The 22,407-nt window shown below is 63.1% G+C and carries 16 protein-coding genes; 10 read left to right on the forward strand and 6 right to left on the reverse strand.

Features of this window, described 5'->3' with window-relative positions; all coding sequences use genetic code 11:
* Positions 1-103: 103 nt before the first annotated feature.
* Entirely contained in the window at positions 104-3,229 is a 3,126-nt protein-coding gene (locus tag ABM562_RS24595) for a transglycosylase domain-containing protein (RefSeq protein ID WP_460423647.1), read from the forward strand.
* Here the strand turns inward: ABM562_RS24595 and ABM562_RS24600 are convergent.
* Positions 3,226-3,804, reverse strand: a complete 579-nt coding sequence (locus ABM562_RS24600; RefSeq protein ID WP_460423649.1) for a C40 family peptidase — start codon at positions 3,802-3,804, stop codon at positions 3,226-3,228. The genes ABM562_RS24595 and ABM562_RS24600 overlap by 4 nt on opposite strands.
* 143 nt (positions 3,805-3,947) lie before the next feature.
* On the opposite strand from ABM562_RS24600, the gene ABM562_RS24605 reads away from it, so the two are divergent.
* The gene (locus tag ABM562_RS24605) at positions 3,948-4,517 is read left to right on the forward strand and encodes a PadR family transcriptional regulator (RefSeq protein ID WP_134061526.1); all 570 of its coding nucleotides are present in this window, start codon (positions 3,948-3,950) and stop codon (positions 4,515-4,517) included.
* On the forward strand, positions 4,514-5,281 hold the full coding sequence (locus ABM562_RS24610; RefSeq protein WP_115085589.1) for a siderophore-interacting protein: 768 nt from the start codon (positions 4,514-4,516) through the stop codon (positions 5,279-5,281). Before ABM562_RS24605 ends, ABM562_RS24610 begins: the two co-directional genes overlap by 4 nt.
* A 9-nt stretch (positions 5,282-5,290) precedes the next feature.
* On the opposite strand, the gene ABM562_RS24615 is transcribed toward ABM562_RS24610, so the two are convergent.
* Entirely contained in the window at positions 5,291-5,944 is a 654-nt protein-coding gene (locus tag ABM562_RS24615; protein WP_115085588.1) for a Pr6Pr family membrane protein, read from the reverse strand.
* Positions 5,945-5,948: 4 nt separating this feature from the next.
* Entirely contained in the window at positions 5,949-6,170 is a 222-nt protein-coding gene (locus ABM562_RS24620; protein ID WP_045197670.1) for a VF530 family protein, read from the reverse strand.
* A gap of 197 nt (positions 6,171-6,367) precedes the next feature.
* Here ABM562_RS24620 and ABM562_RS24625 point away from each other — a divergent pair, with 197 nt between their 5' ends.
* The 7 genes from ABM562_RS24625 to cmoB all read left to right on the forward strand — a co-directional run bounded on the left by ABM562_RS24625 (position 6,368) and on the right by cmoB (position 17,441).
* Positions 6,368-8,434, forward strand: coding sequence for a TonB-dependent receptor (locus tag ABM562_RS24625; protein WP_460423652.1), 2,067 nt, complete (start codon positions 6,368-6,370; stop codon positions 8,432-8,434).
* Positions 8,435-8,700: 266 nt separating this feature from the next.
* Positions 8,701-10,059 (forward strand): carbohydrate porin, encoded by a 1,359-nt coding sequence (locus ABM562_RS24630; protein WP_134061523.1) that lies wholly within the window; start codon positions 8,701-8,703, stop codon positions 10,057-10,059.
* A 30-nt stretch (positions 10,060-10,089) separates the two neighbouring features.
* Positions 10,090-12,498 (forward strand): glucose/quinate/shikimate family membrane-bound PQQ-dependent dehydrogenase, encoded by a 2,409-nt coding sequence (locus tag ABM562_RS24635; protein ID WP_115085585.1) that lies wholly within the window; start codon positions 10,090-10,092, stop codon positions 12,496-12,498.
* 156 nt (positions 12,499-12,654) lie between these two features.
* A complete protein-coding gene (gene lon / locus ABM562_RS24640) occupies positions 12,655-15,075 on the forward strand; it encodes an endopeptidase La (protein WP_460423654.1) in 2,421 nt (806 codons plus the stop codon).
* A 191-nt stretch (positions 15,076-15,266) separates the two neighbouring features.
* On the forward strand, positions 15,267-15,659 hold the full coding sequence (locus ABM562_RS24645; RefSeq protein WP_115085583.1) for a protease inhibitor I42 family protein: 393 nt from the start codon (positions 15,267-15,269) through the stop codon (positions 15,657-15,659).
* A gap of 85 nt (positions 15,660-15,744) precedes the next feature.
* On the forward strand, positions 15,745-16,488 hold the full coding sequence (gene cmoA, locus ABM562_RS24650) for a carboxy-S-adenosyl-L-methionine synthase CmoA (protein ID WP_115085582.1): 744 nt from the start codon (positions 15,745-15,747) through the stop codon (positions 16,486-16,488).
* Positions 16,485-17,441 carry a tRNA 5-methoxyuridine(34)/uridine 5-oxyacetic acid(34) synthase CmoB gene (gene cmoB, locus ABM562_RS24655; protein ID WP_115085581.1) on the forward strand — a complete coding sequence of 319 codons (957 nt, stop codon included), beginning with the start codon at positions 16,485-16,487 and terminating at the stop codon, positions 17,439-17,441. Before cmoA ends, cmoB begins: the two co-directional genes overlap by 4 nt.
* A gap of 70 nt (positions 17,442-17,511) precedes the next feature.
* On the opposite strand, the gene ABM562_RS24660 is transcribed toward cmoB, so the two are convergent.
* The 3 genes from ABM562_RS24660 to ABM562_RS24670 form a co-directional block, all read right to left on the reverse strand.
* Entirely contained in the window at positions 17,512-17,718 is a 207-nt protein-coding gene (locus tag ABM562_RS24660; RefSeq protein ID WP_115085580.1) for a hypothetical protein, read from the reverse strand.
* 98 nt (positions 17,719-17,816) lie between these two features.
* Entirely contained in the window at positions 17,817-19,145 is a 1,329-nt protein-coding gene (locus ABM562_RS24665) for an OprD family porin (protein ID WP_115085579.1), read from the reverse strand.
* A 100-nt stretch (positions 19,146-19,245) separates the two neighbouring features.
* Entirely contained in the window at positions 19,246-22,407 is a 3,162-nt protein-coding gene (locus ABM562_RS24670; RefSeq protein ID WP_460423657.1) for a CusA/CzcA family heavy metal efflux RND transporter, read from the reverse strand.

The raw sequence follows: 22,407 nt of genomic DNA on the forward strand, positions 1-22,407 counted from the left end.
TTTTAGGAAATGCCCGGCAACTGACTACAAAATTTTCACCAAACCCGGCCACCGTCTAAGCTTCAGGCAAGCAAGACGAAAATACGTAGCCGGGCTGAAGACTATGGGCGCATTGTGGCAATCGGAACCGAACAGTACGGAAGCTCCCCCTGAACAACTCCCATTGCCGAAAAGCCCACGCCAGCGCCATCTCTGGTGGCGGCTGTTCTGGTTGGTGCTGCTGATCGCCCTGATCGCCCTGGGTTACGCCGTCACTACCGAAATACACACCTCGCGCCTGCAATCCCGGGAGTTCAGCCGGTTCGCCGCGACCCTCAGCTATTCCATGCAGCCCGGCCCCAGCGATGCCATTCGCTACCCGGGTGAAGGTCCGTTCGACAAGCGTCTGGGCTACAGCTCTCTGGGTGAATTCCTGCCGCGCCTACTGAAGCGCGACTACGTGATAAACGAGCAGACGCGCTTTTCGCCTGCGCTGATGGACTACGTCGATCACGGCTTTTTCGTTCCCTACGCCGAAAAAATTCAGGCCGGCTTGTCGATCACCGACTGCAAGGGCGATGCGCTGTACCAGTTTCATTACCCGCAGCACCTGTACCCCGACTTCGCCTCGATCCCGCCGGTCATTGTCCACAGCCTGCTGTTCATCGAAAACCGCGACCTGCTCGACCCCAACGACCCGCTGAACAACCCCGCCGTGGACTGGCCGCGCTTTGCCAAGGCCGCCTATACCCAGGTGGCGAAGTACCTGGCCCTGCCCGGCCAGTCGGCGGGCGGCAGTACCCTGGCGACCCAACTGGAAAAATACCGGCATTCCCCCGACGGCCTGACCGCCTCGGGCAGCGAGAAGATCCGCCAGATGATTTCCGCCAGCGTGCGCGCGTATAAAGGTGGCCCGCAGACCCTGGACACACGCCAGCGTATCGTGCGCGACTACCTCAACAGCGTACCGCTGTCGGCGGTGCCCGGGCATGGCGAAGTGCATGGCATGGCCGAGGGTTTGCGCGTCTGGTATGGCGCTGATTTTGCCCAGGTCAACCAGGCCCTGTCGTCCACCGACAACGACCCCGCGAGCCTCGCCACCCGTGGCCTGGCCTTGCGCCAGGTGCTGTCGCTGATGATCGCCCAGCGCCGCCCCTCGCACTTTTTGTCCAAGGGGCGTGCGGAACTGGCGCTGCTGACCGACAGCCACATCCGCATCCTCTCGGCCAGCAACATCATCGACAAGCCGCTGGCGGATGCGGCCCTCTCCAGCACGGCCATCTACCGCGACTGGGTGGCCCAGCCGACCATTCAGCCGATCGTTACCAACAAAGGCATCAGCGTCGCCCGCAGCCGCCTGTCTTCGGCGCTGGGCCGGCCGTTGTATGACCTCGACCGTCTCGACCTGTCGGCCACCAGCACCCTGCAGTCGGATTTGCAGGGCCAGGTCAGCCAATACCTGAAGAACCTCGCCGACCCGGCCTTTGCAGAAAAAATGGGCCTGTTTGGCGAACGCTTGCTGACCCCGACCAGCACCACCCAGGTGCGTTACAGCTTCACCCTGCTGGAGCGTACCGCCGATGGCTCGAGGGTGCGGGTACAAACCGACAGCACCGACCAGCCCTTCGACATCAACGAAGGCAGCAAACTGGAACTGGGCTCCACCGCCAAGCTGCGGGTACTGACCAGCTACCTGGAAATAATCGCCGAACTGCACGACAAGTACGCCGCTACCCCGGCCGCCGAGCTGAAAAAAGTCCAGGTGGCCGAGCTGGACTTCATCACCCGCTGGGCCATCGACTACCTGGTCCAGAACAAGGACCGCGACCTCAGCGCCATGCTCAACGCCGCGCTGGAGCGCAAGTACTCCGCCAGCCCCGGCGAAGCCTTCTTCACCGGCGGCGGCCTGCATGTATTCAACAACTTTCGCAAGGAAGACAACGGCCGCATCCCCACCCTCAAGGACGCCCTGCGCGAGTCGATCAACCTGCCGTTCATTCGCCTGATGCGCGATCTGGTGCGCTACAGCACCTACCAGCAGCCGGGCAATAGCGCCAGCCTGCTCAAGGACGATGCCGAACCGCGCCGCCAGGAATACCTGGCACGTTTTGCCGACAAGGAAGGCACCGATTACATGCGCAGGTTCTGGAAAAAATACCAGCGCAAGACCTCGCAACAGCGCCTGGACACCTTCCTCGACAGCCTGCGGGTCACACCGATCCGCCTGGCCGCGGTGCACCGTTACCTGTTTCCGGAAGCCGACCAGGCCACCTTCAATGCGTTCGTCCAGGCTCACCTGAAAAAGGACCGGGTCGAGAACAAACGCCCGGCCACCAAGCAGAACACCGTCACCGAGAAACGCCTGCAAGAGCTGTACGAAGCTTACCGGCCAGGCGCCTATGACCTGCCCGACCAGGGCTTTATCGCCAAGGTGCATCCGCTGGATTTGTGGCTGCTTGGCTATCTGCTGCAACACCCCAGCGCCACCTTCCAGGAGGCGGCGCAGGCCGGCCATTTTGAACGCCAGGAAGTCTACGGCTGGCTGTTCAAGAGCCGCCACAAGGGCGCGCGCGACAGCCGCATCCGCACCCTGGTGGAAATCGAAGCCTTCCTCGATATTCATCAACGCTGGAAACGCGTCGGCTACCCCTTCGACCACCTGGTACCGTCGCTGGCCACCGCCATCGGCAGCTCCGGCGACCGTCCGGCAGCCCTGGCTGAACTGATCGGGATTATCCAGAACGACGGCGTACGCCTGCCGGTGCTGCGCATCGACACCCTGCACTTTGCTGCCGACACACCCTACGAAACCCGTCTGACCAGCGACCCCGACCTGGGCCAGCGAGTGCTCTCGGTGGAAGTCGCCCGGGCCCTGCGCGGCGCCCTCTCGCAAGTGGTGGATGCCGGTACCGCGCGGCGAGTGTCGGGCAGCTTCAAACTGGCCGACGGCAGCCCGCTGGTGATGGGCGGCAAGACCGGTACCGGCGACAACCGCATCGAAAGCTTCGGCGCCGGCGGGCGGCTGATCGGCTCACGCTCGCTGAACCGTACCGCCACCTTTGTGTTCTACCTCGGAGAAAACCACTTCGGCACCCTCACCGCCTTCGTCCCCGGCCGTGCCGCGGAGTCCTTCCGCTTTACCTCGGCGCTGCCGGTGCAGGTGCTCAAGGGCATGGCGCCAATCCTGATGCCGTACCTGGAGCCGGGCAGTCACACCCTGTGCAAGCCACCGCGGATGGTGCAGCGCTAGTGGAAGCGCTTGGCAGTCGTATAGCTTTTGGCCCAGTAGCTGTTGCTCAGGGAATCGATACGGATGTTCTTGCCGGTGCGGGGGGCGTGGATGAAGCGCCCTTCGCCGATGTACAGGCCGACGTGACCGATCCGGCCCTGGCCATTGCGATTGAAAAATACTGCGTCTCCGCGTTTTAGCTGGCTCTGCTTGATGGTCCGGGCGCCGGACTTAAGCATGGCCGCGGTGGTGCGCGGAATCCTGATATCGGCCTCGTGGCGAAACAGGTAGACCAGCAGCCCACTGCAATCAAACCCGCCCTTTACCGACATGCCGCCCCAGCGATAGGGCACGCCGATCAGTTCGTGTGCGCGCTCGACCAGACGATCGAGGTTGGCTTCCAGTTCGTGCCGCACAGTGTGCTCACGAGCGATATGGGTCACGGAGAAACTGGCCTGGGCAAAAAATGACAGCCCCCAGAGCAGGCCGATGAAAAAAATTGAACGCGCCACGGAGAAATACTCACAGGTGAAGAAAACGTGGCGAATCTTAGGAGCGATTTCCGTGTGTGTGTAGATCAAGGCAATCCGAGGCATCTGTAGGAAAACCCTGAAGCATTCCTACACAAATTCAGCGCTTCCTACGATCATCATGAGAAATATTCCTATTCTCACGCTTGATTTAAGATATATCTTGAGTAATATCTGAAGATACATCTAACGCAAACGGAGATTCCCCCATGCGTGACCATCATCCCCACCGCGAACATGGCGACCGGCATGACGGCTTCGAACGTCGTCACGGCCGTGAACGTGGCGACCGCGGCCCCCGCGTGTTTGCCCCCGGCGACCTGAAGCTGCTGCTGTTGTCGATGCTGGCCGAACAGCCCTGCCACGGCTACGACCTGATCCGCCAGATCGAAAGCCTCTTCGATGGCAGCTACAGCCCCAGCCCCGGGGTGATCTACCCGACCCTTAATTTCCTTGAAGAAGCCGAGCTGATCAGCGGCCAGACCCAAGGCAGCAAGCGCCTCTACGGCATTACCCCGGCCGGGCAGAAGTCCCTGGCCGACCAGGCCATTGCCCTGGACGGGGTACGCATGCGCATCGAAGTCAGCAAGCGCTCGCTGCGCGGCCACGACCGCCCGGCAGAGATCCACGAGGCCGTACACAACTTGCGCCACGCCCTGCAGATGCACAGCGGGCGCTGGAACCCGGCGGAAATCGAGCGGGTCCGTACCCTGCTCAATGACACCGCCAAAGCCATCGTCGCAGGGCCCACTGCGACCTCACCGGAGCAACCCGAATGACTGTTAGCGAAAACGCCACCATTCACCGCGTCAACCACGAGATCAAACACCGCCGCCTGAACGTGCTGCGGGTTACCGACCTGACCCCACGCATGCGCCGCATCACCCTCGGCGGGCCAGAGCTGCAAGGCTTTGCCAGCGTTGGCAGCGACGACCACGTCAAGCTGATGTTCGCCTGCTCGGCAGAAGAACAGGCGGTGCTCGACAACCTCGATTTCAGCCGCGACGGCCTGCGCCCGACCATGCGCGAATACACCCCGCGGCGCATCGACCTGGCGGGCGGCGAGATGGATATCGACTTTGTCCTGCACGGCGACGGCCCTGCCTCCACATGGGCGGCCCAGGCGCAGGTCGGCCAGGTGCTCAACATTGCCGGCCCGCGAGCCTCGCTGGTGGTGCCGGACATCTTCGACAGCTACCTGCTGATCGGTGACGAAACCGCGATCCCGGCCATCGCCCGGCGCCTGGAAGAACTGCCCGCGGGCCGCAAGGTGGTGGCAGTGATCGAGATCGAGGATGCCCAGGAACAACAGCCACTGGCCAGTGCTGCGCAGGTCGAGGTGATCTGGGTACAGCGTCAGCAGCAGGATCTGCTGGAAGTGGTGAAGGACCTGCCCCTGCCAAGCGGTCAGCTGTATACCTGGGTAGCCCTGGAAAAGTCGCTGATGCGTAAGACCAAGCGCCTGCTGATTGATGACAAGGGCGTCAAGGAAGACCTGATCAAGGCCGCCGCCTACTGGCACCTCGATCCACACGACGAATAAACGGCTACCTCAGGGTTGCGTCCTGGCCTTGGCCAGGCGCCCGCCCTGCCAATGATCGAGGCCAAGCAACAGCAGGCCGATAGCGACGAATCCACCGAGAATCGCCAGCGCATTGAGCAGCACCTGGCCGTAGCCCAGTTCGGCCACGTCGATGAACGGATAGGGATAGGCGCCCAGCACATGCCCGCGCAGCAGCGCGTAGGCAAAATACCCCGCCGGATACAGCAGCCAGGCCAGCAGATGCCTGAAGCGCAGGCTGCCCTTCTCTACACAGCACCACCAATAGGCCACGAACAGCAGCGGCATGACATCGTGCAGCAGCTCGTCCGCCAGCCATTGCCAGCCTTGCGGGTGCCACAGGTGACGCAGTAACAAGCTGTAGGCAAGGCCCACGAGGATGATGCTCGCGGCAATCCCGGAACTGACCCAGGGCGCGAGAAAGAAGCGCCGCAGCGGCGAGTCCCGGCCGAATGCCGCGTGACTGAGCACTACGGCGACCAGAGTGTTGCTGAGCACGGTGAAGAAACTGAACAAGCTCACCAGGCCACCCAGCAGGCTGGCCTGTTCCTGCCAGCGCGCCAACAACAGCAGGTACATCTGGATTGCCAGCGCGCTCCAGCCCAGGCACGCGGCCAGGGCGATGAACAGTCTGCGCCGGCTCACCGGCTCAGCGGCCGCGTTGCATTTTCAGGTACAGGCGCTCGACCTTTTCCCGGGCCCAGGGCGTCTTGCGCAAGAAGGTCAGGCTCGACTTGATGCTCGGGTCGCTCTTGAAGCAGCGGATATCGATGCGCTCAGCCAGGCCATCCCATTGGTATTTCGCGACCAGCGCGGTAAGGATCTGCTCCAGGGTCACGCCATGCAGCGGGTTTTGATTTGCGGCGGTCATGCCTGTGCTCCAGCCAACGAAAGGTGCGCACCTTAGCCGAGGCACGGCTGCAAGTCTTCAGACTTTTCGCATCCAAGGTGCTGCTTACAGACATTCTAGTGTGGGCAAAGGCTCTAGCCAGCGCATGGGCGTTTTATCTTTCATGGTAATGTTATATTGTATCAATACTATAACACTGCCAAGGACCCCTTCCCTCCATGCGTCACTTACCCCTGCGCCTCTCCCCCCTCGCCGCTGCGCTCTGGCTCGCCTCGCCCTTGAGTCAGGCTGTCGAGCTGCAACCCCAGGTGATCACCGCCAACCCGCTGGGCAACAGCGAACTGGCCGCGCCCAGCACCGTACTCGACGGCGACAACCTGGCCCTGCAACAGAAAGGCAGCCTCGGCCAGACCCTGAACAACCAGCCCGGCGTCGCCTCGACCTGGTTCGGCCCCGGTGCCAGCCGCCCGGTGATCCGCGGTCTGGACGGCGACCGTATCCGTATCCTGCGCAACGGTGTCGGCGCCCTGGATGCCTCTTCGCTGTCTTATGACCACGCCGTGCCACTGGACCCGGCCACCGTCGAGCGCATCGAAATCGTCCGCGGCCCGGCCGCATTGCTCTACGGCGGCAACGCCATCGGCGGGGTGGTCAACAGCTTCGACAACCGCATCCCGACCTCGCCCATCGACGGCATTCACGGGGCGGGCGAACTGCGCTATGGCGGTGCCGACACCACCCGCAGCAGCGCCGGCAAGCTGGAGGCCGGTGACGGCCGCTTCGCCCTGCACCTGGACGCCAACAGCCGCCAGTTCAATGACCTGCGCATTCCCGGCTACGCCCGCAGCTCGAAAGTGCGCGACGCCGACGAACCGGGCAGCAAACACCGCCTGGAGAACAGCGACGGTCGCCAGGATGGCGGCGCGCTGGGTGGTTCCTACCATTGGGATCATGGCTATGCCGGCCTTTCCTACAGCCGCTATGACTCCAACTACGGCTCGGTGGCCGAACCGGGCGTGCGCCTGGACATGCAACAGGATCATTACGGCTTCGCCTCGGAACTGCGCGACCTCGACGGCCCGTTCAGCTCGGTGAAGGTCGACCTTGGCTACACCGACTACCAGCACCGCGAGGTTGAAAGCGGCGAGGTGCATACCACCTTCAAGAACAAGGGTTACGAGGCGCGGGTCGAAGCCCGGCACCAGCCGCTGGGGCCGGTCGAAGGGGTGATTGGCGCCCAGGTCAGCCGCAACGAGTTCTCCGCCCTCGGCGAAGAAGCCTTTGTGCCGCAGACCGACACCAACAGCCTGGCGCTGTTCATGCTCGAGCAGTGGCAAGCCACCGAACGCCTGAACCTGAGCCTGGGCGGGCGCCTGGAGCACACCCGGGTCGAACCCGACAGCAAGGGCAGCGAGCGCTTTGCCGAGGCCGATCGTTCGAGCAGCTTCACCGCGGCCAGCCTGTCGTCCGGCGCGGTCTACGAGCTGACCCCGGTCTGGTCCCTGGCCGCGACCCTGGGCTACACCGAGCGCGCACCGACCTTCTATGAGTTGTACGCCAACGGCGCCCACGTCGCCACCGGCACCTACGAGGTCGGCGATCCGAACCTGAGCAAGGAGAAAGCCATCTCCAGCGACCTGGCCTTGCGCTTCGACAATGGCACGCACAAGGGCAGCGTCGGCGTGTTCTACAGTCATTTCCGCAACTACATCGGCCTGCTGGCCAGCGGCAACCTGCGCGAAGGCCATGACCACGACCATGGTCACGGCGATGAAGAGCACGATCACGACCACGACCATGATCATGACCACGGCGGCGATGTGCCTGAATACCTCTACCACGGGGTTCGCGCGCGCTTCTACGGCATCGAGGCCCAGGATCGCTGGCAATTGGCGCAAAACCGCTACGGCAGCTTTGCTCTGGAACTGTCCGGCGACTACACCCGGGCCAAGAACCTCGACACTGGCGAAGACCTGCCGCGCATCGCCCCGCTGCGTCTGAACAGTGGTCTGCTGTGGGAACTGGACCGCTGGCAGGCACGGGTGGATGTGCAACACGCCAGTGCCCAGCACAAAAAGCCGGCCAACGAGACCAGCACCGACGGCTACACCACCCTCGGCGCCAGCGTTGGTTACCGCTTCGACATCGGCCAGAGCCAGTGGCTGGCCTTTGTTCGCGGCGAGAACCTCACCGACCAGACCGTGCGCTACTCAAGCTCGATCCTGCGCGACATCGCCCCGGCACCAGGGCGTAGTGTCGAAGTCGGCCTGCGTACCACCTTCTAAGCCAACACCCATCCCGAGGGAGTCGGCCGCATCGCCGGCAAAGCCGGCTCCCACAAGGGATCAGTGTCACCTGCCTCAGCCGGACTGTTACCGATCCGGCAACGGTGCCTCTCGTTGAATTGACTTTTTTTCTTACAAGTTCAGCTATATCCTCCCCGCCGCAAGCTGAACCGCTTCAGTTTATTTCCCTGCAGCTTTATCGCCGATGATCCTCGGAACTCGGTGGCCTTGCCGTTTTTTCAATAATCAAAAGATAGCGCTATCTCATGCCTCAGATTGATCGTTTCCGCTTTTCCCCCGCCACCCGGACACTGCTTTCGGGTCTGGCCATCGCCAGCCTCGCGCCCTGCGCCCAGGCCGCGGCGATGTTCGCCAGCGACTCGCCATGGATGCTTGGCGATTGGGGCGGTACCCGCACGGAGCTGGCTGAACGCGGCTACGACTTCACCCTCGGTTACACCGGCGAGATGGGCGCCAACCTGCATGGCGGTTATGACGACGACAAGACCGCGCGCTACAGCGACCAGTTCGCCCTCGGCACCCACCTGGACCTGCAGAAGATCCTTGGCTGGCACGATGCCGAGTTCCAGCTGACCGTCACCGAACGGCACGGCAACAACATCAGTAACGACCGCATCAATGACCCACGCGTCGGTGGCTTTACCTCGGCCCAGGAAGTCTGGGGCCGCGGCCAGACCTGGCGGCTGACCCAGATGTGGATCAAGCAGAAGTACTTCGACGGCGCGCTGGATGTGAAATTCGGCCGCTTCGGTCAGGGCGAGGACTTCAACAGCTTCCCCTGCGACTTCCAGAACCTGGCGTTCTGCGGCTCGCAGGTGGGCAACTGGGTAGGTGACATCTGGTACAACTGGCCGGTCAGCCAGTGGGCCCTGCGGGTCAAGTACAACCTGACCCCAGAGCTGTACGCGCAAATCGGCGCCTATGAGCAGAACCCCTCCAACCTCGATCGCGGCAACGGATTCAAGCTCAGCGGCAGCGGTACCCAGGGCGCGGTGATTCCGGTCGAACTGGTCTGGAGCCCGGCTGTGAATGGCCTGAAAGGGGAATATCGCGCCGGTTACTACTACAGTAATGCCAAGGCAAGCGATGTCTACAAGGACAGCAACGAACAACCGGCAGCATTGAGCGGCCAGGCTTACCGCAGCAGTTCGAGCAAGCACGGCTTCTGGCTCGGTGCCCAGCAACAGGTGACGTCGCTGGCATCAGACCACTCGCGAGGGTTGAGCGTATTCGCCAACGCCACGCTGCACGACAAGAAGACCAATGCCATCGACAACTATGTTCAGGCAGGTGTGGTGTACAAGGGGCCCTTCGATGCCCGCGCCAAGGACGACATCGGTTTCGCCCTGGCACGCGTGCACGTCAACCCTGCCTACCGCAAGAACGCCCAGGCCATCAATCAGGCTCGCGGCGTCAGCGACTACAACGATCCCCTGTTCCGTCCGATCCAGGACACCGAGTACAGCGCCGAGCTGTATTACGGCATCCACCTGGCCGACTGGCTGACCGTGCGCCCGAACCTGCAGTACATCCGCCATCCCGGTGGCGTGAGCCAGGTCGATGACGCACTGATCGGCGGGATCAAGATCCAGAGCAGTTTCTAACCACCCTTTTCACCTAACGGAGAACACACGATGAGCACTGATGGTGCCTTGAGTAGAACCCGCTGGCTGCCGCGACTGATCGGTGTGCTGTTGTTGCTGATGGGCCTGGCCCTGCTGGCTGGCGGTATCAAACTGAGCCAGCTGGGCGGTTCGCTGTATTACCTGATCGCCGGCATCGGCTTCGCCCTGTCCGGCATCCTGCTGCTGGCCCTGCGCCGCAACGCCCTGGGCCTGTACGGCCTGGTGCTGCTGGGCAGCACCCTGTGGGCATTGTGGGAAGTGGGCCTGGACTGGTGGCAACTGGTACCGCGCCTGGCCCTGTGGTTCGCCCTGGGTGCGGTGTTGCTGCTGCCGTGGGCGCGCCGCCCGCTGCTGGGCAACCCGTCCAAGGTCAACACCGGCCTGCTGAGCCTGGCCGTGGTGCTGTCCGGCGCCACTGCAGTGGCCAGCCAGTTCACCCACCCGGGTGAAATCAAGGGCGAGCTGGGCCGCGAAAGCGCCGAGATGAGCAGCACTGCACCGCAGATGCCGGATGGCGAGTGGCAGGCCTATGGTCGCACCGAATTCGGCGACCGCTATTCGCCGCTGCGCCAGATCACCCCGCAGAACGTGCACAAGCTGCAGGAAGCCTGGCGCATCCGCACGGGTGACCTGCCAACCGACAACGACCCGGTCGAGCTGACCAACCAGAACACCCCGCTGAAGGCCAACGGCAAGCTGTATGCCTGTACCGCCCACAGCAAAGTGCTGGCCCTGGACCCGGACACCGGTGCCGAAATCTGGCGTTTCGACCCGCAGATCAAGAGCCCGGTGGGCTTCAAGGGCTTCGCCCACATGACCTGTCGTGGCGTGTCGTATTACGACGAGAACAACTACGTCAATGCCGACGGCAGCCCGGCGCCGAAAATCAGCGACGCCGGCCAGGCCGTTGCCATCGCTTGCCCGCGTCGCCTTTACCTGCCGACCGCCGACGCCCGCCTGATCGCCCTGAACGCCGACACCGGCAAGGTCTGTGAAGGTTTCGGCAACCAGGGTGTGATCGACCTCACCACCGGCATCGGCCCGTTCACGGCTGGCGGTTACTACTCCACCTCGCCTGCAGCGATCACCCGCGAACTGGTAATCATCGGCGGCCATGTCACCGACAACGAGTCGACCAACGAGCCGTCCGGCGTGATCCGCGCCTACGACGTGCACGACGGCCGTCTGGTGTGGAACTGGGACAGCAACAACCCGGACGACACCGCACCGCTGGCACCCGGCAAGACCTACAGCCGCAACTCGGCGAACATGTGGTCGCTGGCCAGTGTCGACGAGAAACTGGGCATGGTCTTCCTGCCGCTGGGCAACCAGACCCCGGACCAGTGGGGCGCTGACCGCACCCCGGGCGCCGAGAAGTACAGCGCCGGCATCGTCGCCCTGGACCTGGCCAACGGCAAGGTACGCTGGAACTACCAGTTCACCCACCACGACCTGTGGGACATGGACGTCGGCAGCCAGCCAACCCTGCTGGACCTGAAAACCGCCGACGGCGTGAAACCTGCACTGATCGCCCCGACCAAACAGGGCAGCCTGTACGTGCTCGACCGTCGCGACGGTACGCCGATCGTGCCGATCCGCGAGATCCCGGTACCGCAAGGTGCAGTCGAAGGCGACCGTACTGCGCCGACCCAGGCCCGCTCGGACCTCAACCTGCTCGGCCCGGACCTGACCGAACAGGCCATGTGGGGCGCCAGCCCGTTCGACCAGATGCTCTGCCGCATCCAGTTCCGCGAACTGCGCTACGAAGGCCAGTACACCCCGCCGTCGGTGCAGGGCAGCCTGGTCTATCCGGGTAACGTCGGCGTGTTCAACTGGGGCAGCGTCTCGGTCGACCCGGTTCGCCAACTGCTGTTCACCACCCCGAACTACATGGCTTTCGTCTCGAAGATGGTGCCGCGCGCCGAAGTCGCCGCCGGTAGCAAGCGCGAGAGCGAAACCAGCGGTGTGCAACCCAACACCGGCGCACCGTACGCGGTGATCATGCACCCGTTCATGTCGCCACTGGGCGTACCGTGCCAGGCGCCAGCCTGGGGCTACGTGGCCGGTATCGACCTGACCACCAACCAGGTGGTATGGAAGCACAAGAACGGCACCAGCCGCGACAGCTCGCCAATCCCGATCGGCCTGCCGATTGGCGTGCCAAGCATGGGCGGCTCGATCGTCACCGCTGGCGGCCTGGGCTTCCTCAGCGGCACCCTGGACCAGTACCTGCGTGCCTATGACACCAACACCGGCAAGGAGCTGTGGAAATCGCGCCTGCCGGCCGGTGGCCAGGCCACGCCGATGACCTACACCGGCAAGGACGGCAAGCAGTACGTGCTGGTCACCGCCGGTGGTCACGGCTCGCTGGGCACCAAGATGGGTGATTACGTAATCGCTTACAAATTGGCTGAGTAGACCTTAGCTGCTAGCTGCAAGCTTCAAGCTGCAAGCACCGCGCTCCCCACTTGCGGCTTGTAGCTTGAAGCTTGAAGCTTGAAGCTTGAAGCTTGAAGCTTGAATCTTTCCTCCACCCGCCCCATCTAAGCACCATAGTCATTGAGCAGGTGCGCCATGAGCGATCAGCAGGATCTACCGGAACATCCCGAGGAAGACGCCGAAGTCGAACATCTCGAAACCTCCGAACACAGCGGCCATAACCTCGCCTTGCCGGGCCAGCAGTTACCCGACAAGGTCTATATCATCCCGATCCACAACCGCCCGTTCTTCCCCGCGCAAGTATTGCCGGTGATCGTCAATGAAGAACCCTGGGCCGAAACCCTGGATCTGGTAGCCAAGACCCCACATCACTCCCTGGCCCTGTTCTTCATGGACACGCCGCCAGAAGACCACCGTCATTTCGACACCTCGGCCCTGCCGCTGTACGGCACCCTGGTCAAGGTGCACCACGCCAGCCGCGAGAACGGCAAACTGCAGTTCGTCGCCCAGGGTCTGACCCGGGTGCGCATCCGTACCTGGCTCAAGCACCATCGCCCGCCGTACCTGGTCGAGGTCGAATACCCGCATCAACCGAGCGAGCCGACCGACGAGGTCAAGGCCTACGGCATGGCCCTGATCAATGCAATCAAGGAGCTGCTGCCGCTCAACCCGCTGTACAGCGAAGAGCTGAAGAACTACCTCAACCGCTTCAGCCCCAACGATCCGTCGCCCCTGACCGACTTTGCCGCCGCGCTGACCTCGGCCACCGGCAACCAGTTGCAGGAAGTGCTCGACTGCGTGCCCATGCTCAAGCGCATGGAAAAAGTCCTGCCGATGCTGCGCAAGGAGGTCGAAGTCGCGCACCTGCAGAACGAGATCTCTGCCGAGGTGAACCGGCAGATCGGCGAACACCAGCGCGAGTTCTTCCTCAAGGAGCAGCTCAAGGTCATCCAGCAGGAGCTGGGCCTGACCAAGGACGACCGCAGCGCGGACATCGAACAGTTCGAGCAGCGCCTGCAAGGCAAGACCCTGCCCGCCGCCGCGAAAAAGCGCATCGACGAGGAGCTGGGCAAGCTGTCGATCCTCGAAACCGGTTCGCCGGAATACGCCGTCACCCGCAACTACCTGGACTGGGCCACCGCCCTGCCCTGGGGTGTCTACGGCAAGGACAAGCTCGACCTCAAGCACGCGCGCAAAGTGCTCGACCAGCATCACGCAGGCCTCGATGACATCAAGGAACGCATCCTCGAATTCCTCGCCGTGGGTGCCTACAAAGGCGAGATCAGCGGCTCCATCGTGCTGCTGGTAGGCCCGCCGGGCGTCGGCAAGACCAGCATCGGCAAGTCCATCGCCGAATCCCTGGGCCGGCCGTTCTACCGCTTCAGCGTCGGCGGCATGCGCGACGAGGCCGAGATCAAGGGCCACCGCCGCACCTACATCGGCGCCCAGCCGGGCAAGCTGGTGCAGGCACTCAAGGATGTCGAGGTGATGAACCCGGTGATCATGCTCGACGAGATCGACAAGATGGGCCAGAGCTACCAGGGCGACCCTGCCTCGGCGCTGCTGGAAACCCTCGACCCCGAGCAGAACGTCGACTTCCTCGACCACTACCTGGACCTGCGCCTGGACCTGTCCAAGGTGCTGTTCGTGTGCACCGCCAACACCCTCGACTCGATCCCCGGGCCGTTGCTCGACCGTATGGAAGTGATTCGCCTGTCCGGCTACATCACTGAAGAAAAACTGGCCATCGCCAAGCGCCACCTGTGGCCCAAGCAGTTGCACAAAGCCGGTGTGGCCAAGACCAGCCTGAGCATCAGCGACAGCGCCCTGCGCACGGTGATCGAAGGTTATGCCCGCGAAGCCGGTGTGCGCCAGCTGGAAAAGCAGCTGGGCAAGCTGGTACGCAAGGCGGTCGTGCAACTGCTCGAAGATCCCGAGAAAAAGATCAAGATCGGCCCCAAGGACCTTGAAGCATCGCTGGGCATGCCAGTGTTTCGCAGCGAACAGGTGCTCTCCGGCAAGGGCGTGATCACCGGCCTTGCCTGGACCAGCATGGGCGGCGCCACCCTGCCGATCGAGGCGACACGCATCCACACCCTCAATCGCGGCTTCAAACTGACCGGTCAGCTGGGTGAGGTGATGAAAGAGTCCGCCGAAATCGCCTACAGCTATGTCAGTGCCAACCTCAAGCAATACGGCGGTGATCCGAGCTTCTTCAATGAGGCCTTCATTCACCTGCACGTACCGGAAGGTGCCACGCCCAAGGACGGCCCCAGCGCCGGGGTGACCATGGCCAGTGCATTGCTGTCGCTGGCCCGTGACCAGGCACCGAAGAAAGGCGTGGCCATGACCGGCGAACTGACCCTGACCGGCAAGGTCCTGCCGATCGGCGGGGTGCGCGAGAAGGTCATTGCGGCGCGGCGGCAGAAGATCTTCGAGCTGATCCTGCCGGAAGCCAACCGGGGTGATTTCGAAGAGTTGCCGGATTACCTCAAGGAGGGTTTGAGCGTGCACTTTGCCAAGCGCTTCAGTGATGTGGCGAAGGTGCTGTTCTAACCCCGGACCATAGATGTGGGAGCGGGCTTGCCCCGCGATCGGGCGCGCAGCGGGCGCAATTCAGGCTTCACCTGGAGTGCTGGCTGTACCGGCCTCATCGCGGGTCAAGCCCGCTCCCACAGTCAATGCAGGCCCTTGCCCTGCGATCATCTTCGGTTATGCTGCGCTATCGTCGCCTATCCGGAGCTTTCATGACTGCTGCCCGCCTGCTCGTTCCCCTGAGCCTCGCCCTGCTTGCCGCCTGCGCACAAAAACCGGTGCATAACGTCGAACTGGACAAACAGGCCGACTGCCCGCTGCAACTGCAAACGGGCCAGAACCTCACGCTGACACTGCCCAGCAACCCCAGCACCGGTTATCGCTGGCTAGTACAAAACCCAGCCACCGGCATCCTGCGCAGTCTCGGCCCCGAGGTCTACAGCCACCCGGAAGACGCCGGCGTGGTCGGCAGCGCCGGGCAATCGGTGTGGCGCTTCCAGGCCCAGGCCGCTGGCGAAGGCCATCTGCTGCTGGTCTACCAGCAGCCCTGGGCCCCGGAAGTGCGTCCGGTGCAGACCTTCGACTGCGCAATCACGGTGAAGTAGGCCGCGCTGGTCAGCGGGCCATGCATCCTGCCGCCAGTTTGGCTAAAATGCCGGCCCTTTACCGCCCAACGCCTGGATTGCCCCCGTGAGCAAAGAACCCGACCGCCTATTCGCCCAGCCCCTTGGCCAGGTGCCCGACTTCGTCTTCAACGAAGACGTGGTGCGGGTGTTCCCGGACATGATCAAGCGTTCGGTCCCCGGTTACCCGACCATCGTCGAGAACCTCGGCGTGCTTGCCGCCCAGTTCGCCCAGCCCGACACGGCCCTGTACGACCTGGGCAGCTCGCTCGGTGCCGTGACCCAGGCCCTGCGCCGGCATGTGCGCAGCGAGGGTTGCCGGGTGATTGCCATCGACAACTCGGCGGCCATGGTCGAGCGCTGCCGGCAGTACCTCAACGCCCAGGACTCGATGTGCCAGGAGCTGCTGCCGGTCGAGGTGATCGAAGGCGATATCCTCGCCCTGCAATTCCAGCCGGCCTCGGTGGTGGCGATGAACTTCACCCTGCAGTTCATTGCCCCCGAACAGCGTCTGGAACTGCTCACGCGCATCCGCCAGTCGCTGCTGCCGGGCGGCGCGCTGATCCTCTCGGAGAAGCTGCGTTTCGTTGACGATGAGGAACACGCGCTGCTCACCGACCTGCATGTGGCCTTCAAGCGGGCCAATGGCTACAGCGAACTGGAAATCGCCCAGAAGCGCAGCGCCATCGAGAACGTGATGAAGCCCGACAGCCTCGAAGAACACCGCGAACGCCTGCTGGCGGCCGGATTCTCGAAAGTCGTACCCTGGTTCCAATGCCTTAACTTTGCCTCGTTGATTGCCCTGCCATGATTGATCTGTCCCCCCTGGTCCGCCGCTTGGCGGGCACTCCCCTGGCGCAATGGGCACAAGGCCTGCAAGCGCAACTCGACGCCAAGATGGAAAAGGGTCATGGCGACCTGGAACGCTGGCAGGCTGCGCTGGATGCCCTGCCAGCGCTGACGCCCACGCGCATTGACCTGCAAAACGGCCTCAATCTGGATTGCGACTGCGATGACGACTCCCGTGCGCGCATGCAGCAGGCGTTGATGGGCCTGTCGCCGTGGCGCAAGGGCCCGTTCGATCTGTTCGGCGTGCATGTCGATACCGAGTGGCGCTCGGACTGGAAGTGGTCGCGGGTTGCCCCGCACCTGGACCTCAAGGGCAAGCGGGTACTGGATGTCGGTTGCGGCAACGGCTACTACCAGTGGCGCATGCTTGGTGCCGGTGCCGACAGTGTCATCGGTGTCGACCCCAACTGGCTGTTCTTCTGCCAGTTCCAGGCCGTGCAGCGCTACCTGCCGGAGCTACCGGCCTGGCACCTGCCCTTCGCCCTGGAAGACCTGCCGGCCAACCTCGAAGGCTTCGACACGGTATTTTCCATGGGCGTGTTCTACCATCGCCGCTCGCCCATCGAGCACCTGCTGGCGCTCAAGGACTGCCTGGTCAAGGGCGGTGAACTGGTGCTGGAAACCCTGGTGATCGAAGGCGACGAAAATCAGGTACTGGTGCCGGAAGATCGCTACGCACAAATGCGTAACGTCTGGTTCCTGCCGTCGGTGCCGGCCCTTGAGCGCTGGTTGCGCCGTGCCGGTTTCAGCGATGTGCGTTGCGTCGACGTCAGCACCACCAGCGTCGAAGAACAGCGCAGCACCGAATGGATGCGCTACCAGTCGCTCAGCGACTTCCTCGACCCCGACGACCACAGCCGCACCATCGAAGGCCTGCCGGCACCACGGCGCGCCGTGCTGGTGGCGCGCAAGTAAAACAGGCGCCCGTGTAGGGCGCCAAAGTTCACCTTTTCCGTTGGAGCGGGAGCTTCGAAGGTGAATGGAGCTACTCCTTGGCGACCTGCCTGCTCGCCGTGTCAGGTTTTTGCGCGTCGGACTTGGCCACTGCCTGGTCCTTCTTGCCGTGAATCTGTTCCTGGCTGAGGCGGAAGTTTTCCCAGAACTGCTTCGAACGCTCCGCCCCGCCTTCGGCCAGTGCCGCGCTACTGCCCAGGGCCAATACAGCCATCAGCACATACTTGTTCAGGCTCATGTTGCTCACCTCGTGATTGAATTTCAGGACAGTTCAATCTTACGGAGGGCAAGCTAACGCCAAGGTGAGGCGGACATTACAGTGCTGCAAGATTCGCCCTACAGCAGGGTCAGCGGGTACTCGACAATCAGGCGCACCTCATCCAGGTCCGATTCGAAAGCCGTGGCCCGGGTCGTGGCCTGACGCACGCGCAGCGACAAATCCTTGAGGCTGCCGGACTGCACCACGTACTTCGCCTCGATATCGCGCTCCCAGCGCTTCTGCCCGGTCAGCGGGTTGCCGTCGGCATCGCGGCGCATGTACACGCCATTGGCATCGGAATAATCGATGCCGCTACCACGCCCGTAGCGGCTCATGAACGACAGGCCCGGCACACCATAAGCGGTCATGTCGAGGTCGTAGCGCAGCATCCACGAGCGTTCTTTCGGCGAGTTGAAGTCGCTGTACTGGATCGAGTTGTCGAGGTAAATCGAGTCGGACTGGCGCACGTAGTCAAAGTCGTTGTCGCCCTGGTTGCGCTGGTGCGACAGGGCCAGGGTATGGGCGCCATAACTCACGCCGACGCGGGCGCTCCAGATGTCATTGTCGAATTTGCCCAGCAATTGCTGGCCCTCATCCTTGGCCTTGTAGTAGTTGAAGCTGGTGAAGCCGGTCAGCTCGTCGGTGATCGGGTACTTGTAGCTGACACCGGCGTAGTACTGATCCCAGGCGTCCTTCAGACGGCTGCTGTAGAGGCTCAGGCTGAGGTTGTCGCTGGCCTGGTAATCGCCGCCAAAATAGCCCAGCCAGGGCGAATCGACGGGGCCGCCGTAAAAGGTCACGAAGCCGTCGCGGTTGTTGCTCGATAGCGGCTGGCTCATGGCGTGCAAGCGCCCGCCCTGGACTTTCAGGCCTGCCAGGCTGGTGTTCTCCAGGGTCCAGCCGGTGAAACTTTCCGGCAACAGGCGCGAGTCGCCGAAGTGCACCACCGGGGTGGTCGGGAACACGTCACCAAACTTCAGCTCGGTATCGAACAGGCGCGCCTTGATCGCGCCGCCCAGCTTGCTGAAGTTGCTGGCGGTATTGCCATTGCGGTCCACCGGCAGCATGTCGAACGAACTGCGCCCGCCGCTGCGGCCATCGCCGCTGTCGAGCTTGAGGGCGAGCATGGCGTGGGCATCCAGGCCAAAACCCACGGTGCCCTCGGTATAACCCGACTCGAAACGGGCGATAAAGGCCTGGGCCCAGGCTTCGGCGTAGCCGGCCTTGCCGGTGGGCGACTGTTCGCCTTTACGGTAGTCGCGGTTGAAATAGAAGTTACGGCTGAGCACCGTCAGGCTGCTGTCTTCGACAAAGCCGCCACCCTCGGGCTGGCTGACGGCATTGGCGGTAGCGCAACTGGCCAGGGCCAGGGCCCCGGTAAAACAGGCTGTGGTTTTATTCCCCATCTTCAACTCCTGATTATTGGCAGAGATACGCAAGGCGCCCGCAATGCGGGCGCCATGGGTATCCTGACAAGGGCTGAATAACCCGAAGATGAGCGGCGAATTACAGTTTCGTCACCTCGGATACGACCTCTTCCTCGTCTTTGCGGTGAGCCCAGTAATACAACGCGGGCAATACCAGCAGGGTCAGCGCCGTGGACGAGAGAATGCCGCCAATCACCACGGTGGCCAGCGGCCGCTGCACTTCGGCGCCGGTGCCGGTGGCCAGGGCCATGGGGATAAAGCCCAGGGAGGCGACCAGCGCGGTCATCAGCACGGGCCGCAAGCGCGTCAGTGCGCCTTCGTCGATGGCCTGATTCAGCGAACGACCCTGCTCGCGCAGGCCGCGGATAAAGGCAATCATCACCAGACCGTTGAGCACCGCGACCCCGGACAAGGCAATAAAACCCACGCCTGCCGAGATCGACAGGGGGATATCCCTTAGCCACAGGGCCACCACCCCGCCGGTTAGGGCGAAGGGAATACCGGTGAACACCAGCAGCCCGTCCTTGAGGTTGTTGAACATCATGAACAACAGGCCAAAGACCAGCAGCAAGGCCACCGGCACCACCACCTGCAGACGCTGCGCCGCCGACTGCAACTGCTCGAACTGGCCGCCCCAGCGGGTCCAGTAACCGGCCGGGATGCTCACCTGGCTATCGATGCGCGCCGCCGCCTCGTCAACGAACGAGCCGATATCCCGGCCGCGCACGTTGGCGCTGACCACCACCAGGCGCTTGCCGTCCTCGCGGCTGACCTGGTTGGGGCCCTGCACTAAGTCCAGGCTGGCCACATCCGCAAGGGTGATAAAGCCGATCTGGCCACCGCTGCCGCTGCTGGCCGGCACCGGTATCAGCAACTGCGACAGGCCGTCGATATCGGTGCGCAGGGTGTCGGACAGGCGCACCACCATGTCGAAGCGCCGATCCCCCTCATACAGGGTACCGGCCTGACGACCACCCACGGCCACGGCAATGGTGTCCTGCACGTCACCGACATTGAGGCCATAGCGCGCCGCTTTGTCGCGGTCGACGTCAATGGTCAGCACCGGCAACCCCGAGGTCTGCTCGACCTTCACCTCCGACGCCCCCGGCACCGCCTGCAAGGTACTGGCGATCTTCGCCGCGGTGCTGTTGAGCACGGCCATGTCATCACCGAAAACCTTCACCGCGACATCACTGCGCACCCCGGAGATCAGCTCGTTGAAGCGCAACTGGATCGGCTGCGACAGTTCATAGTTACTACCCGGCACCCGCGCGCTGGCGCGCTGGATGTCGGCAATCAGCTGTTCGCGACTCTTGCTCGGGTCGGGCCACTGGTCTTGTGGTTTGAGCATTACATAGCTGTCGGAAATGTTCGGCGGCATCGGGTCCGAGGCGATCTCCGCGGTACCGGTGCGGGCGAATACGCGCTCTACTTCCGGCACCTGACTGAGCACGCTCTGCTCCAGGCGCTGCTGCAACTGTACCGACTGGCTCAGGCTGGTGCCGGGCACGCGCAGGGCCTGCAGGGCAAAGTCGCCTTCGCTGAGGCTCGGCACGAACTCGCTACCCATGCGGCTGGCCAGCACGCCCGAGAGCAACACGGTGAGCGCGGCGAGTGAAAACGCCAGCGGGCGATGGCCCATGACCCACTTGAGCAACGGCGCATAGCCGCGCTTGGCGCTGCGCATCAACAGGTTCTCGTCTTCCTTGACCTTGCCGGTCACGAACAGGGCAATGGCCGCTGGCACGAAGGTCACCGACAGCAGCATGGCACCGAGCAAGGCGATCACCACGGTAAACGCCATCGGGTGGAACATCTTGCCCTCGACCCCGCTCAGGGCAAAGATCGGCAGGTACACCACCATGATGATCAACTGGCCGAAAATCAGCGGCCGGCGTGCTTCGCGGGCGGCATTGAACACTTCGTGCAGGCGTTCGGAACGGGTCAACAGGCGGCCGTGATGCTGCTGGGCATGGGCCAGGCGCCTGATCGCATTTTCGACAATCACCACCGCGCCATCGACGATGATGCCGAAGTCCAGCGCGCCCAGGCTCATCAGGTTGGCACTGACCTTGTTGCCGAACATGCCGGTGAAGGTGAACAGCATCGACAGCGGAATGACCATGGCGGTAATCAGCGCTGCGCGAATGTTGCCGAGGAACAGGAACAGAATGACGATGACCAGGATCGCGCCTTCGATCAGGTTCTTCTTCACCGTGGCAATGGCCTTGTCGACCAGGTTGGTACGGTCGTAGACGGTAACCGCACTCACTCCTTCAGGCAGCGAGCGGTTGATCTCCACCAGCTTTTGCGCCACCGCCTGGGACACCGTGCGGCTGTTCTCGCCGATCAGCATGAACACCGTGCCCAACACCACTTCGCGGCCGTTTTCGGTTGCCGCGCCGCTGCGCAGTTCACGCCCGATACCAACTTCGGCGACGTTGCGCACACGGATCGGCGTGCCGTCGACGTTGGCCAGGACGATATTGGCGATGTCATCGATGCCGGCCAGTTGCCCCGGTGCGCGAATCAACAACTGCTCGCCGCGACGCTCGATGTAGCCGGCACCGACGTTGGCGTTGTTGCGCTCAAGAGCGGTGAGCAGGTCGCCCAGGGTCAGCTTATAGGACGCCAGCCGTTTGGGGTCTGGCGCAATCTGATACTCCTTGGCGAAACCACCGATGGTGTTGATCTCCGCCACCCCACGCACATTGCGCAGTTGCGGCTTGATGATCCAGTCCTGGATCTCGCGCAGGTCGGTCGGCGTGTAGGGGCTGCCATCGGTCTTGCGCGCATCGTCGGCAGCTTCGACGGTCCACAGGAAGATCTCGCCAAGGCCGGTCGAGATCGGGCCCATGGCCGCTTCAACGCCTTCCGGCAATTGTTCACGCGCCTGCTGCAGGCGCTCGTTGACCAGTTGCCGGGCGAAGAACAGGTCGGTGCCCTCCTCGAAGATCACCGTCACCTGCGACAGCCCCGAACGCGACAGCGAACGGGTCTGTTCCAGCCCCGGCAGGCCGGCCATCGCGGTTTCGATGGCGAAGGTGATGCGTTGCTCGGTTTCCAGCGGCGAAAAGCCCGCGGCCTGGGTGTTGATCTGCACCTGGACGTTGGTGATGTCCGGCACGGCATCGATCGGCAGCTTCTGATAGCTGGCAACCCCCAGACCGGCCATCAGCAGCACTGCCAGCAGCACCATCAGGCGCTGCTCGATGGCAAATTGTATGAGGCGTTCGAACAT

It is taken from the genome of Pseudomonas sp. ZL2 (assembly GCF_054788455.1).